This is a genomic window from Bifidobacterium sp. UTCIF-39, from assembly GCF_006408715.1.
In the GTDB taxonomy this organism is placed as follows: domain Bacteria; phylum Actinomycetota; class Actinomycetes; order Actinomycetales; family Bifidobacteriaceae; genus Galliscardovia; species Galliscardovia tissieri.
This window is the reverse complement of record NZ_JEOG01000018.1, coordinates 16,494-30,285: the sequence shown is the minus strand read 5'-3', so window position 1 is coordinate 30,285 and position 13,792 is coordinate 16,494. Positions and strand designations below refer to the sequence as shown.

The window sequence follows — 13,792 nt, the reverse complement described above, 5'->3', positions numbered from 1 at the left end:
CCCGGAAAGGAGGATAATCATGGCAGGAATCGTGGACGTAGCCGCCTACATTCTTAGCGAATATGGGCCGATGACCACTATGAAATTGCAAAAACTGGCATTCTATTCACAAGCGGAATCATTGTCCCGCCATGGTCGTCCTCTTTTTGACGAGGACTTTCAGGCATGGCGTGGCGGGCCCGTATGCAGCCCCCTGTATGCGCAACACCGGGGGAAGTTTCTGATACGCGATGGTGAGCTGAACGGCGATATTGGCGTATTGAACGACAGCGAACGTGCCATCGTGGACTCCGTTTGTCAATCACTGTCGAACCTGACTGGCAATCAGCTCAGCGCTCGAACCCACAGGGAATCGCCGTGGAAGGACGCCCGTAACGGACTGTCCGGTACTGCTACAAGTAGCACCATAATCAGCAAAAGCTCCATAGCGGAGTATTACCGGAATAATCCCGTCATCTCTGATATTTACTGATCAATTCTCGTCCTCAATCCCAGTATCTGTACCATTGCTCGTTGAACGAGCATGTGGTTGCAGCGGAATCGATGATCTCGCTGCCGGTACCGCCATCGGCCGTGGTGTAGAACAAGTTGATGGCATCGTCTCCTAGGGGCATGGCGGCCACCACCGTAACCGATTGATCCGGCATGATACCGGCAATGGCAACGCCCTGCTTGATGTCATCAAACGTCAACGCCATATCGGTCATATCGTCCATGCCGTTCCTTCCGCCAACTCACCGGATAATTCAACGGTACCCGGTATGACGGCCGGTATGGCGTATTGTCCGGCCTCGGACACGCAACGTATCGTACGGAAACGGCATTTTTATAGTTGCCACCGTCCGCAGTCAGTAATCGTCCGCGGCGATCGCCCGTCAGGCGTTGTGGTGCTTGCCGTCGGAGGTGATGGGCACGACGACGGGTTCGGTGCCGTCGAGCGTACGACCTTCGGATTCGGCCTGGTCCTTCATCCGTTCGGCGATCTCGTGGGCCTTGTCGAGCAGGGTGTCGACGATACGATCCTCGGGCACGGTCTCGATGACCTTGCCCTTGATGAAGATCTGTCCCTTGCCGTTGCCGGATGCCACGCCGAGGTCGGCTTCGCGCGCCTCGCCCGGACCGTTGACGATGCAGCCCATCACGGCCACGCGGATCGGGGCGGTGATGCCCTTGAGTCCGTCGGTGACGGCGTTGGCCAGCTGGATCACATCCACCTGCGCACGGCCGCAGCTCGGGCAGGAGATGATGTCGAAGTGACGTGCGCGCAGGCCCATGTATTCGAGCAGCTTGCAACCGACCTTGACCTCTTCCACGGGCGGGGCGGACAGGGACACGCGGATGGTGTCGCCGATGCCCTCGGCCAGCAGCGCACCGAACGCGAGGCACGACTTGATGGTGCCCTGCCATGCCGGGCCCGCCTCAGTGACGCCGAGGTGCAGCGGCCAGTCGCCCTTGGATGCGAGCAGACGGTAGGTCTGCACCATGGTGATCACGTCGTGGTGCTTCACGGAGATCTTGAAGTCGTGGAATCCGACGTCCTCGAACAGTCGCGCCTCCTTGAGCGCGGACGCGACCAGAGCCTCGGGGGTGGGGCCACCGTACTTGGCGTACAGCTGCTTGTCGAGCGAGCCAGCGTTCACGCCGATGCGCAGGCTGATGCCGGCGTCGGTGGCCGCCTTGCAGATGTCGGGACCCACCTGATCGAACTTGCGGATGTTACCCGGGTTCACGCGTACCGCCGCACAACCGGCGTCGATGGCCTGGAACACGTACTTCGACTGGAAGTGGATGTCGGCGATCACGGGGATCGGCGACTTGGCGACGATCGACGGCAGCGCGTCGGCGTCGTCCTGGCTCGGCACTGCCACACGGACGATGTCGCAGCCGGCCTGGGCAAGCTCGCCGATCTGGCGGAGCGTGTCGTTCACGTTCGCGGTCACGGTGTTCGTCATCGACTGCACGCTGATGGGTGCGCCGCCGCCAACGGGCACGGGGCCCACCATGATGCGACGGGACTTGCGCCTCGGGTGCAGGGGGGATTCGGCGATGGACGGCTCCCCCGTCTTGCGGAACGGCTTGGCACCGTCCGCGGTCGTGGTGTTCTGTTCGTTCACGGTTACGGTCGTATTCGTTTCAGTCACGTCAGTCACGGTTGTTGTCTATCAGATGATCGGCCAGTCGGCGGGCGGTTTCCTCGAGTCGGCTCATTTCCTCCACGGACTCGAACAGGGGTGCACTCCTCAATTCGGCGTCCATCTCGTCGAGCACCTCGCGAACGGTGTCGACGATGCCGAGGTAGGGCAGTCGATGGTTGAGGAACGCGTGAACGGCCTGCTCGTTGGCCGCGTTGAGAACGGCCGTGTGCTTCTCCGACGCGGACAGGCAATGCCGGGCGAGGCTCACCGCGGGGAAGGTCTCGTCGTCCAGCGGCTCGAACGTCCACTGGGCGGCCTGCGTCCAGTCACACGGTTTGGCGATATCGCCCAGACGGTACGGCGCGGACAGGCCGAGCGCGATGGGCAGACGCATGTCGGGCGGCGACGCCTGGCTGATCGTGGCACCGTCGCGGAACTCCACCATGGAGTGCACGATGGACTGCGGGTGCACGGTCACACTGATGCGGTCCGGTGGCACATCGAACAGTCGGCTCGCCTCGATAACCTCAAGTCCCTTGTTCATCAGCGTGGAGGAGTTGATGGTGACGACCGGTCCCATGTTCCACGTGGGGTGATGCAATGCCTGTTCCGGAGTGACGTCGGTCAGTTCGCTGCGGTGCTTGCCGCGGAACGGACCGCCGGATGCGGTGACGACGAGTCGTTCCACCTCGCCGTGCGTGCCCGAGCGCAACGACTGCCAGATGGCGGAGTGCTCAGAGTCGACGGGATTGATCTGCTTGGCACGGATCTGCGCGTCGAACAGCAGATGGCCGCCGGCAACCACGGATTCCTTGTTCGCGAGGGCGAGCTGCGATCCGGCCTGCAGTGCGGCGATGGACGGTTCAAGACCGATCGATCCGGTGATGCCGTTGAGCACCACGTCCGCGCCGATGCCGGCGATATCGATGACCGCCTGATGTCCCGCAGTCGTTTCGACCCCGCTTGCCCCTTCTCGGGCGAGCGCCTCGCGAAGGGCGGGCAGTGCGGATTCGTCGTGCACGGCCACGTGACGGACGTGGAACTGCACGGCCTGACGGGCCAGCAGCTCCACATGGGCACCGCCGGCGGCAAGCGCCACGACGTCGAATCGTTCGGGATGCCGTGCGATGACGTCGAGTCCTTGGGTGCCGATGGAACCTGTGGAGCCGAGGATGGCGACGGTGCGATGCCAATCGTCGTTCTCGTTCGGCAGGGTCGGATCGGGGAAATCGGTTGTTGGTGTCATGATCTGTGCACTCCTGTCAGACACGTCCTATCGCGTTTCCTTGTCGTCGTCCGGCGAGGGGAAGGTCAGGTTCGGAATATGGAAGTCCACCGCCGGGATCGAGCTTGTGTCGAGCAGGGTGGAGAAGTAGTCGTCGGGTGCGGATGCGGCGTTCGTTGAATCGGCGGACGTTCCGGTGGACGCAGGGTTCGATGCCGCCGCCGGGGTCTGCGTCGATGCCGTTGCCGCGGCCGGAGTCGACACCGAAGGCGTATGCGGCGTGAATGTCGATTCGACGGGCGCGGTTCCGACGACGCCGGATTCGATGGGCAGATAGCTGGTATGCCGTCCGTGATGGGTCTCTCCGGACTCCGATACGGGTGTGGCATCATATGTCGGATATGCCGGCGCGGTGTATGCGGCGGGTGCGGATTGCACGGGCTGGACCGGTGCAGCCGTTACGGGGGCCGGGGCGGCGTACTGTTCCGATGCCGAAACCGGCTGGGGCTGCGTCTGCGCGTGGAAGAACGGCGGCGTGGATGCCGTTCCGTCGAAAGTGAACTGTGATGCGGCCGGTTCGACCGGACGCGGAATCGCAGTGGTCGGCGTTTCGTTGACCGACGCGGTTGCGTACTGCGCGTTCGTGGGGAACAACGGCGTCGATGTGGGGGCCTGTACCGGCGTCTGGCTTCCCACTGCAGCATTTTCCACTGCGGAATTCATCAGTCCGTTGAGGGATCCGGCAACCGCTGCGGCAGGCGTGTCCGCCGCGGGTGCGGTGTCGGCCAGACCGCTGAAGATCTCGGTTTCCGCCTCACGCAGGTTGGTGAACGAATCGTCGCGCTTGCGCTGCTGTTCCTCGCGCGCCTCGTCCACAACGGGTGCCACGGGGGTCGCGGCAACAGGTGCCGGAGTCGCCGGGGTGATGATCGGAGATGCGGCGGATGCGGCCACGGTAAGCGGTTCCGGTCCGGACGGGGTCACCGGGGCCACAGGTGCCGAAGACACCGGGAATGCTGGCGCAGGCTGTGCTGGGGTTGCAACGGGTTCGGTTGCAACGGGCTGGGAAGCCGGCAGCGATGCACCACTCGATTGGAACAGCGCGCCTTCCAGACGGGAGAATGATTCGAGCCTCGCCAGCACCTGAATCGCACGATTCAGATAGGCGTCGACCTGACGTTCGCTGTATCCACGCTTGCCGATGCGCTGGGTGAAGATGATGTTGGACACGCGGGTGGACGTCAGTTCGGCATCGAGCTTGCGCACGGCGTCGCTTTCGTGTTCCTCGGATTCCCCGAGTTCACGCCTGATCTTGCCGATCACCTGATTGACCAGACGATCGACCTGCTTGCGATCGTAGGAGGGATGACGGGATGCACCGGGCTCGAATCGGTCCTTCTCCGGACGGTCGGCACGACCGTAGAGGCTGTGTGCCAGCTGTTCCGTGGCGGCCCTCCATGCCACGCGACCGAAGTGGGTCACATCCCATTGGGTCTGCTTGTCGACCACGGCCTTTTCCAGACGGTTGAGCGCCGCGTCGACCTGGGAGATCACATAGCCGTCCTTTTCCAAGGCGAACGACACGTTCTGGATGTCTTCCTGGCTCATCTTCGGCTCGTCGTCCTCATACAGGGTGTGGGCGCGTTCCAGAAATGCATCCACCTGCCCGACGTCATAGCCCCACTTACGCTTGCCTGCGCGAGCGATCGTCGCGCTATTGCGCTCTGCCGCGGGCTTCCGTGCCATAGTATCGACCTCCTTGGCCGCATGATCATCCGGTTTGACTATAAGCCACCTTACGTGACTGCGCGGTCAATTGCGACGGGCGTTGCCGGCAAAACCGTAGGGAAAACGCCCGAAAACACAAAGAACCGTTGAATTCTCAACGGTTCAATCGTGGGTGATGAGGGACTCGAACCCCCGACATCCACCGTGTAAAGGTGGCGCTCTAACCAACTGAGCTAATCACCCGATCAGGCATCCACGCACTTCGGCGCGGCATGCCTTAAAAGAATACCATCCCGCCGGACAAAACCGAACATTGTCCACGCTCGCATGTCCGACGGGGATGTTTTCCACGTGTTACGTGGTATTGGGGACTACTGTCGTCCCTTGCCGAAGGCACGCAGACGAACGGCGTTCCAATCGGAATTCAGCGTCTGCGGAGTGGCGGCGTTCATGCCGGAGGTCTTTGCGGCGTTCTCAATGGTGGTGGCGGCAGCGGCTCCCTCACGGCCGGGCTTCGGAGTGAGCACCCAGAAGGGGCCACCCTCGTTCAGCACATCCACTGCATCCATGATCGTATCGGACAGCGCATCCTCGTCATCGCCGTCACGCCACCACAGGATCACACCGTCGACAGGGGAATCATAATCCTCGTCGACCAAATCCTCGCCGGCGACGGATTCGATGCTTTCACGCACGGAGTCGTCAACGTCGTCATCCCATAGCCACTCCTGGACGATATCGCCGGAATGGAACCCAAATACGTCAGCCTCTTGCCTAGTAGTTTCAACCACGAGAACAGCATAGCAACATACGACGAACAATGCGGTAACGAATCGGCACGACACGAACGGGGTTGTCGACCATGATCATCCGACCGTGCAATGCGGAAGGGTATCCCCCTTGCCCTGACCGATCTTCACCAGCGCCTCGTACGCATCCGCAAGCGTGTCGACACGTACGTCGCGAATGCCGTCGGGCACGTGGCCGACCACCTCATCGCAGTTGTCCTTCGGGGCGAGGAACCACGTGGCACCGTCGCGTTTGGCGCCGATCATCTTCAGTCGGATGCCGCCGATGGGACCGACCTTGCCCTTGTCGTCAATGGTGCCCGTGCCGGCGATCGTCGCCCCACCTGTCTCGTCCGCCTCCGTCAGTTTGTCGATCGCGCCGAGCGTGTACATGAGTCCCGCCGAAGGGCCACCGATCTCGTCGACGTTCATGGAAACCTTCACATTTGAGGTGTCCATTCCTTGAGACGACAGGAACGCGAGCGCCTGCGACGAGGCCGAATCCTGCGCGCCGGTCATCTCCTGCTTCGCGTTGTCCGTGTACTCCTTGACGCTCTGTCCCGGCGGGATCACCGCCTCACGGGGCAATACTCCGGCCTGGGGATTGAACCATGCGACCAACACCTGCGCATTGACGGCCGGGGAGTTCACGCCGTAGCTGTTGACCGTGGTCAGCAGCAGCTTTCCCGAGTCCTTATACGTCTTGGCACCCGAAACCACGATCATCTGCTCGGCCTTGCCGTTCTCCACCGTGACCGTGCCAAGCACATCACGCGTGGGGCCGGGACCTTCGGTCACGAACGCGCTGGGCATGCACAGCATGACGATGCACAGCAGGGCACCGACCAGCCCCAGGTGATACCGCAGTCCACGCCATTCGAGGCCAACATACGACGCAGCACGCTTCACCATGGTGCTTAGCGTGAACTTGCCGTGTCTGAAGTGCATGTTCGGCATACCTCCAATACTATGGATGAAAAGACTTCCCGAATGCCTAGGGTACCCGGGCTGTCTTGACGATAATGGCCCCGGCGCACATCACGCGCCATGCGAATGATGGTGAAGGTATGGAAGACAACGAATTGCATCAGTGGCTTATCGAGGCCTTCGGCCCGATTCAGGGAGAGATGGCATGGAAGCAGTTCTCGTCACTGCCGGATTCGATTCGTGAGCAGATCATGAGTCAGGGCGTGGAAGGCCTGCCCAAGCCGTCCGAGGTACGCTCCCTGGCCGAGGCGCTCACCGCCGGTGGTCTCAACTCCGTGGGGGACGTGCACCGCACGATGGAGGAGGGACCCATCAACGTCAAGCTCGCCCAATCCATCGCCCTGAACAAGACCCGCGACGCCGGATCGCAGACCATGGTCAGCGCCGAGGACGGCGCCGCAGCCCGCCGCGCACTCAGCGAGGCGAACCTGTGGCTGGACTCCGTGATCGAATTCGACCCGGTCAAGGGGCAGCCCGACGTGCTCACCCGAAGCGAATGGGTGGAGAAGACACTGCCGTCATGGGCGTCGTTCGCCGCCCCGGTTGCGGAATCCATGAACGACGCGCTCGCCGCCGTACTCACCGAACGACTGGGCGGTGCGCTGAACGGCGAGATCTCCGGCATGTTCGCCGGTCCGGTGCCGATTCCGATCCCCGATGATCTCAAGGACCCGTCCACGCTGATGAAGCTGCTGGGCAACACGTCGTTCGCCATGCAGCTGGGCGGTGCCGCCGGCAACCTGTCCACCGAAGTGCATGGCAGCTTCGATCAGGGCATCGCCTTGCTGAAGAATCCCGCCGGGGCGCTGATTCCCGAGAACATCACGGCATATGCCAAGGAGCTGGAGATCGACCGCAACGAGGTGATGAGCTTCCTCGCGCTGCATGAGGTGGCCCATGCCCGTCTGTTCGCCTCCGTGCACTGGCTCATGCCGCGCTTCGAGGCGCTGATCGGCAAGTACGCGCGCGGCATCTCCATCGATCTGGATGCCATGGAGGAACAGCTGCGTGAGGCGGAGACGATGAATCCCGAGTCGATCGCCGGAGCGGTGAATCTGACCAAGGTCGGTCTGTCCGACACCCCGGAGCAACAGGAGGCCTTGGCAGGATTGGAGCGTCTGCTCGCCCTGGTGGACGGCTGGGTGGATTGCGTGGTATGGCGCGCCGGCATGGCGCACATCCCGCATATCGAACAGCTGCGCGAGATGATGCGCCGCGAGCGCGCGGTGGGCGGACCCGCCGAGCTGACCTTCGAATCGCTGCTGGGACTCAAGCTGCGTCCCAAGCGTCTGCGCGAAGCGGCCGATGTCTGGGAGTCGATCACGTTCGCCGAAGGTTCCGAGGGACGCGATGGCAAGTGGAGTCACCCCGACTTGCTTCCCGCGCTCGTCGACAAGCCCGCAACGGACGCTGCCGAGTCCGGCAATGGTTCCGATGATACCGGCACGACCGCTGGCGGTTCCGATACGAAGATCGATTGGGATGCCGAGCTGAGCAAGCTGCTTGACGAGGACAGCGGCAAAGACGACGGCGATCCTGACGACAACGCCCCCAGCGCCAATGACGATCCGTCCGACAACGACAAGTAGTCAGCACAGGCGGTCGTGACCGTATTCCGGCATTGGCATTCGAAAACGACGATCAATATCACCGGATATCATCTCACCAGAATGGGCTGGTGTTCCGCCATTGTCGCGGAACACCAGCCCATCGCCATATTCGCCTTTCCCGCCTATCGCGGGAAGACTCGGGAAGGCTATCGTAGGAACCGGCTTGGTGTACGCCGCTGCCCGCTGGCGGCCTCCTTGCCGTAGGCGAAGGACACGTCGACGGTGTCCTCGCCGCGGGTCACCGCCACATAGAACAGTCGGCGCTCCTCCTCGAGCAGCGGACCGGCGGACGGCGAACCAAACGGCATCAGTCCCTCCGAGCATCCGATGATGAACACGTGCTTCCATTCCAGACCCTTGGACGCGTGGATCGTGGATATGCTCACCTGACCGGCCCGACGCGCCGTCAGATCATCGGCGGCTGCCTGCGCGGCGGCGGATGACGAATCGATCAGCGTGGCCTCGGTCTGCGCATACTCGGCACGGATGCGCGAATGAATGCCGAGCTTGCCGAGCGCGGTACGGATCAGCGGCCCCTGCGCGTTGATGCGCATGAGCACGGCCACATCATTGGGACTCACTCCCCTGTCGATCAGCGCGGCGATCCGTCGGGCGACGCTGGTCGCCTCTTTCTCGTCATTGTCATACGCGGTGACCATCATGCGTCGGCCGGTGTCACGGCCGGAATGAAGCACCAGATAGTCGCGGGCCTGCGGAGAGGCGGACAGTACGCGATTCGCATAATTGACGATCTGCGGCGTGGACCGGTAATCGGTATCCAGCCGGACGTCGGTGCACGGTCTGCGCCACTCCTGTGCAAAATGCAGCAGATAGTGACTGGTGGCTCCGGCGAACGAATAGATGGTCTGTGCGGGATCACCCACCACGCACAACGAATCACGCCCGCGCATCCACAGATTCAGCAGACGATGCTGCAACGGGGATACGTCTTGATACTCGTCCACGGTGATCCAACGGATCCGTGAGCGAATCGAGGACGCCTCCGGGTCGAACCGTTCGAGAACATGACAGGTCATGAGCAGGATGTCGTTGAAATCCATCTGATTGCGACCGGTCTTCTCCCGCTCGTAGGCCTCGATCACGTCGGCCATGGCATCCGGTTCGAGCCCGGCCGGCGGCTGCCGATGCGTGGCGGCGCACACGCGCGCATAATCCTGCGGCGCGATCAGCGACACCTTGGTCCAGTTGATTTCGGCGAGCAGGGCGCGAACCGTGGCGGCGTCGGGTTCGGCCTGTCCGCTCACCCGTGTCAGCGCGATCGTGGCCAGCTGTCTGGGATCCGTGACGATCGACGGGAAGTATGCGTCGCTCAGATCGGGCCAGACGCGCCTGAGCTGATGAAGTGCGGCCGAGTGAAACGTGGCGGCCTTCACCATGGGCACGCCGAGCGCGGCAAGTCGGGAGCGCATTTCGGTGGCCGCCTTGACGGAGAACGTGACGGCGAGCGTACGCATCGGATCCCATTGGTCCGTCGCGCATGCGTAGGCGATGCGTCGGGTGATGGTGCGTGTCTTGCCGGCGCCCGCACCCGCGATGATGCGCACGGGCCCTTCGATGCTCGTCGCCGCGGCCAGTTGGGCCTCATCAAGCCCTTCGAGGATTTTCTCGCCATTCGTGTTCACACGTCCCATTCTGTCAGGTTTCCTGACCGAATTGAACGCCATCGTGCATTAGAGTGGAAGACGTGAGTAAACGTTCAGTATTTACCTTGGCGGCTCTGGCGTCCGCAGCCATGCCCGAACTCGCCGTGGCCAGCACGCGCGAATCCGAGCAGTACCTGCTCTCCGGTCCGGACGATATCGACGTCGCCGTGGTAACCGATACCGCAGGCCGTGAATTCGACGTCAGCGTGTCCAGCAGCGACACCGGCAAACAACTGCTGACCTCCCGCGCCAAGGCATCATCGGCGTTGATCCGCGCCAAGGAGCCGGCGGGGCTCGGCTTCGCACTGGAACGCACCGTCGCGTTCCAGCCCGGCGAGAACGATCGTGGCCCCACAGGATCCACCGCCGTACTGATCACCATGCACAACGATGGTGCCGCCACGCCGCTTAGCCAGCTGACCGAAAGCCAGTGCGTATCGGTGGGTACCGCCATTGGCGCCATCCACCGTCTTCGCCCCGCCTTTCTTGAAAAGGAAGGCTATCCCGTGTATTCCGCCGCGCAGATCCGTCAGCAGCTGGTGGCGTGGATCGCCCGGCTCAAGGAGGCCGGTCACGTGCCGGACGAGATCACGTCGAGCTGGGAGCGCATCGTATCCACCGAAGGCCTGTGGTCCTTCCGTACCTGCCCGGTCCACGGTGGGTTCGACGACGGCGACATGATCTTCTCCAGCACCGGACTGAACGCGATCTACCGCTGGAGCGACATGCAGGTCAACGATCCCGCCCGTGATCTGGCCTGGATCTTCGACAAGCTCGATTCCAAGCGCCGCAATAACGTACTGTCCGCCTACGCGCGTCTGATCGGCTCCCGTCTGGATGATCTGATCATGCTTCGGGCCAGTCTCTGGCTGCAGATGGAGCAGGTGGGCGAATTCATCCGCGCCCTCGACCGCGCCGACAACGACAGGATCCTCGAATTCAAGGCCCATGTGGAGCGGCTTGCACACCAACTTTCCGTACGCACCTCCAAGGCGAACGCATCCAAGGGGCGGAATGGACGCAATCCGTCGACGATTACGGTGGGCACATTGCTTGATGATGGCGACAGCCGCAACGACGGTCGAACCAATCGTGATGACGACCGTCGCGTCAGCGAATCCACCAAGCCTCATCAGACGATCCCCGACGAGATGTCTCCCGCCCCCGCCGCTATTTCCCCGGTCTCGGACCGCTGGCGGCGTGACGACGAACATGCGGCGACGAACGAATCCGCCGGCGCTCGATTCCAGCCGCACACATCGCCACAGCGCGTGGAGTCGAACACCATTCCCGTGGAGCCGCCGAACACGCAGTCCAATGACGAGGAGACCATGGCGTTGCCCAAGCTCAGGCCCGAGGACTTCGACGATGACGGCAACCTTGTGGACACCAATCGTGCCGCAACGGAAACGGATTCACAGGAGACCACCGGGCAGACCACCGATACCAAGTCCGACAAGGAACAGGAACGCCCGGCAGGATACGTCTCGCTCATCGACAAGGACAGCGTGAACGCGGCGTCTGACGATGACTCCTCGACTGACGCCCAGAGCGAAGATGCGGACGGCTCGACCGGAGAACAGCAGTCCGCTCGCTAGAATCCCCTAGTAGCGAAACGTTCGCATATCCACAATTCCAAGGAGGAATCACATGGACGTTGAAATCGGCATCCGCAACGTGGCCCGCGCGGTCAATTTCGCCACCGACAAGTCGGCCGACGAAGTCAGCGACGCGATCAGCAAGGCCGTGGCAGACGGCACCGTGGTCGATCTGACCGACACCAAGGGCCGTCGCATCGTCGTCCCCGGCAGCGCCATCGGATACGCCATCGTCGGATCCGAAACCTCTCATCCGGTTGGTTTCGGCGCTCTGAACTAGCAGGGCAACTCGGCCACATACGGAAAACGGCTCTCCTCATCACGAGGGAGCCGTTTTCTCGTTCTCCGCTCCGCTCCCATCCAAGAAATCGGAGCACGAGCCGAACCATTACCACCGTCAGAACAGTGCGGGTCCTTCCTTGACCACGATGATCGCGACCAAAGCCAGCACCCACACCACGTCGACCATGAGATCGGCGTTGAGACGATAGTACGTATCGAGGCCACGACGCAACGATCCGAATCGTCCATCCAGCCTCGGCAGATCCTGCACCACCACGCTCGCATGCGTCAAGGCCATGAACTGGATCGTGGTGGAGAACATGAGTATCAGGCACCACGGGCACAGCGCGTGGATCACGAACACGGACTGCGTGAACAGCCAGTACGCATATGCCAACGCGGCCAGACCTCCCAGCCACGTGCACACGGCGAACCAGCGCGGTACGATCACGCGTGCCAGACCGATCACGGCTACGGTGATGAACACCGCCTCGGCGGCGATGCCGAAGAACGCATTCGGATAACTCAATCCGTTGAATTTGATGATCTCCGCCTGCCAGCTCTGCGCCACGGTGGAGCAGGAGACCACCGCGTTGAGATCGCAATCGAGCTTGGTTCCCGGGTCACGAGCGAGCTGCAACGTCTCCGCCGACAACACGAACGAAACGACGAGCGCCACTGCGGATGCCAGCAGCATGATCAGATACGTCCATCCGGCCGTATGGCGACGTCCCTGAGGCGCGCCAAGATATTCGTTCTCACCCATGTCGATGGTTCCCCTTGTATTTTGCCATCACAAACGACACGCATATGCCTTTGCCGACGATACGGCACACGTATATGCCGCACTCAGCTTACGATAGTCATATGACTGCTAACGAATCCGCTCCCGGTTGGGACCTGCACTGCCATACCGTATACTCCGACGGCACGGAAACCCCGGAAGCCCTGATCCTGGAGGCGAAGCGCCGAGGTCTCCATGGCGTGGGCATCGCCGACCACGATACCTGGGCCGGATGGGATGAGGCCGTCACCGCCAGCCGCAAGCATGGCGTTCCGCTCATGCGCGGCACCGAAATCACCGCCGACATGGACGGCATTTGCGTACACATGCTTGGATTCCTCTACTCCCCCGACGATGAGGTGCTACGCGATCTGTTTGAAACGACACGGACGAACCGCATCCGCCGCATGAAGAAAATGGTGGAGAACCTGTCCGCTGATTTCCCGATCACCTGGGACGACGTCGTCAACCAGGTCAAGGAGGGCGAGCATACCACCATTGGACGCCCGCACATCGCCGACGCCATGGTGGCGATGGGCTTCTTCGCCAATCGTTCCGAAGCGTTCGCGAAGACGATCAACAAAAACGGACCGTATTACGTGCCGATCGTTTCGCCTAGCGCGAAGAGCGTGGTGGAAGCGGTGAAGCACGCCGGCGGCGTGAGCGTCATCGCCCATCCGGCGGCCACATCGCGCAACAAACGCATCCTGTCCGATCAGAACATCGCCGATCTCGCGGCGGTCGGTCTTGACGGACTTGAAGTGTTCCACCGCGACAACTCCCCCGAACAACAGCAGCGTCTGCTGGGTCTGGCTTCCGACCTGCATCTGCTCACCACCGGCGGATCGGATTGGCACGGAGCCTCGGGCAAGCCGAACATCGTGGGCGAGAACGTCACCAGCGACGACGTGGTGGCGCAGATCGTGGAACGCGGTGCGATCGGCCTGATCGACTGATCATACGACCGGCTGCGTCGAACGAGCCGCCGCAG

The 13,792-nt window shown here is 62.3% G+C and carries 13 protein-coding genes and 1 tRNA gene; 5 read left to right on the top strand and 9 right to left on the bottom strand.

From position 1 onward, the window contains the following. Positions 1-19: 19 nt before the first annotated feature. A complete protein-coding gene (locus EP30_RS08010) occupies positions 20-472 on the top strand; it encodes a Panacea domain-containing protein (RefSeq protein WP_140557648.1) in 453 nt (150 codons plus the stop codon). Between the two features lie 13 nt (positions 473-485). Here the strand turns inward: EP30_RS08010 and EP30_RS08005 are convergent, their stop codons facing one another. From EP30_RS08005 to EP30_RS07975, 7 genes are all read right to left on the bottom strand, one after another. Further along, positions 486-707, bottom strand: coding sequence for a hypothetical protein (locus tag EP30_RS08005; RefSeq protein WP_140557645.1), 222 nt, complete (start codon positions 705-707; stop codon positions 486-488). A gap of 168 nt (positions 708-875) precedes the next feature. After that, positions 876-2,114 carry a flavodoxin-dependent (E)-4-hydroxy-3-methylbut-2-enyl-diphosphate synthase gene (ispG, locus tag EP30_RS08000; protein ID WP_169713086.1) on the bottom strand — a complete coding sequence of 413 codons (1,239 nt, stop codon included), beginning with the start codon at positions 2,112-2,114 and terminating at the stop codon, positions 876-878. Positions 2,115-2,142: 28 nt separating this feature from the next. Beyond that, positions 2,143-3,381, bottom strand: a complete 1,239-nt coding sequence (gene dxr, locus EP30_RS07995) for a 1-deoxy-D-xylulose-5-phosphate reductoisomerase (RefSeq protein WP_094664940.1) — start codon at positions 3,379-3,381, stop codon at positions 2,143-2,145. A 27-nt stretch (positions 3,382-3,408) separates the two neighbouring features. Then, positions 3,409-5,106 carry a DivIVA domain-containing protein gene (locus tag EP30_RS07990; protein WP_140557643.1) on the bottom strand — a complete coding sequence of 566 codons (1,698 nt, stop codon included), beginning with the start codon at positions 5,104-5,106 and terminating at the stop codon, positions 3,409-3,411. A gap of 151 nt (positions 5,107-5,257) precedes the next feature. After that, a tRNA-Val gene (locus EP30_RS07985) sits at positions 5,258-5,331 on the bottom strand. 128 nt (positions 5,332-5,459) lie between these two features. Next, the gene (locus tag EP30_RS07980) at positions 5,460-5,879 is read right to left on the bottom strand and encodes a DUF3052 domain-containing protein (protein WP_140557641.1); all 420 of its coding nucleotides are present in this window, start codon (positions 5,877-5,879) and stop codon (positions 5,460-5,462) included. 75 nt (positions 5,880-5,954) lie between these two features. Next, positions 5,955-6,833 carry a PDZ domain-containing protein gene (locus tag EP30_RS07975; RefSeq protein ID WP_375137747.1) on the bottom strand — a complete coding sequence of 293 codons (879 nt, stop codon included), beginning with the start codon at positions 6,831-6,833 and terminating at the stop codon, positions 5,955-5,957. Positions 6,834-6,943: 110 nt separating this feature from the next. On the opposite strand from EP30_RS07975, the gene EP30_RS07970 reads away from it, so the two are divergent. Next, entirely contained in the window at positions 6,944-8,452 is a 1,509-nt protein-coding gene (locus EP30_RS07970; RefSeq protein ID WP_140557638.1) for a zinc-dependent metalloprotease, read from the top strand. Between the two features lie 167 nt (positions 8,453-8,619). On the opposite strand, the gene EP30_RS07965 is transcribed toward EP30_RS07970, so the two are convergent. Further along, entirely contained in the window at positions 8,620-10,125 is a 1,506-nt protein-coding gene (locus tag EP30_RS07965) for an ATP-dependent helicase (protein WP_140557636.1), read from the bottom strand. A gap of 53 nt (positions 10,126-10,178) precedes the next feature. Here EP30_RS07965 and EP30_RS07960 point away from each other — a divergent pair, with 53 nt between their 5' ends. Together EP30_RS07960 and EP30_RS07955 are read left to right on the top strand one after the other, a co-directional pair. Further along, positions 10,179-11,735, top strand: coding sequence for a phosphotransferase (locus EP30_RS07960; protein WP_258185432.1), 1,557 nt, complete (start codon positions 10,179-10,181; stop codon positions 11,733-11,735). Between the two features lie 52 nt (positions 11,736-11,787). Beyond that, positions 11,788-12,015, top strand: coding sequence for a DUF3107 domain-containing protein (locus tag EP30_RS07955; protein WP_094664952.1), 228 nt, complete (start codon positions 11,788-11,790; stop codon positions 12,013-12,015). 117 nt (positions 12,016-12,132) lie between these two features. Here the strand turns inward: EP30_RS07955 and EP30_RS07950 are convergent, their stop codons facing one another. Continuing rightward, positions 12,133-12,783 (bottom strand): vitamin K epoxide reductase family protein, encoded by a 651-nt coding sequence (locus EP30_RS07950; protein ID WP_094664954.1) that lies wholly within the window; start codon positions 12,781-12,783, stop codon positions 12,133-12,135. Positions 12,784-12,884: 101 nt separating this feature from the next. On the opposite strand from EP30_RS07950, the gene EP30_RS07945 reads away from it, so the two are divergent. Further along, on the top strand, positions 12,885-13,757 hold the full coding sequence (locus EP30_RS07945; RefSeq protein ID WP_094664956.1) for a PHP domain-containing protein: 873 nt from the start codon (positions 12,885-12,887) through the stop codon (positions 13,755-13,757). The last annotated feature ends 35 nt before the right edge of the window (positions 13,758-13,792 follow it).

Bases quoted from the DNA above. Each gene is read 5' to 3' on its own strand.
- EP30_RS08010 (WP_140557648.1), top strand. From the start codon at position 20: ATGGCAGGAATCGTGGACGTAGCCGCCTACATTCTTAGCGAATATGGG.
- EP30_RS08005 (WP_140557645.1), bottom strand. From the start codon at position 707: ATGACCGATATGGCGTTGACGTTTGATGACATCAAGCAGGGCGTTGCC.
- dxr (WP_094664940.1), bottom strand. From the start codon at position 3,381: ATGACACCAACAACCGATTTCCCCGATCCGACCCTGCCGAACGAGAAC.
- EP30_RS07990 (WP_140557643.1), bottom strand. From the start codon at position 5,106: ATGGCACGGAAGCCCGCGGCAGAGCGCAATAGCGCGACGATCGCTCGC.
- EP30_RS07975 (WP_375137747.1), bottom strand. From the start codon at position 6,833: ATGCCGAACATGCACTTCAGACACGGCAAGTTCACGCTAAGCACCATG.
- EP30_RS07970 (WP_140557638.1), top strand. From the start codon at position 6,944: ATGGAAGACAACGAATTGCATCAGTGGCTTATCGAGGCCTTCGGCCCG.
- EP30_RS07965 (WP_140557636.1), bottom strand. From the start codon at position 10,125: ATGGGACGTGTGAACACGAATGGCGAGAAAATCCTCGAAGGGCTTGAT.
- EP30_RS07955 (WP_094664952.1), top strand. From the start codon at position 11,788: ATGGACGTTGAAATCGGCATCCGCAACGTGGCCCGCGCGGTCAATTTC.
- EP30_RS07950 (WP_094664954.1), bottom strand. From the start codon at position 12,783: ATGGGTGAGAACGAATATCTTGGCGCGCCTCAGGGACGTCGCCATACG.
- EP30_RS07945 (WP_094664956.1), top strand. From the start codon at position 12,885: ATGACTGCTAACGAATCCGCTCCCGGTTGGGACCTGCACTGCCATACC.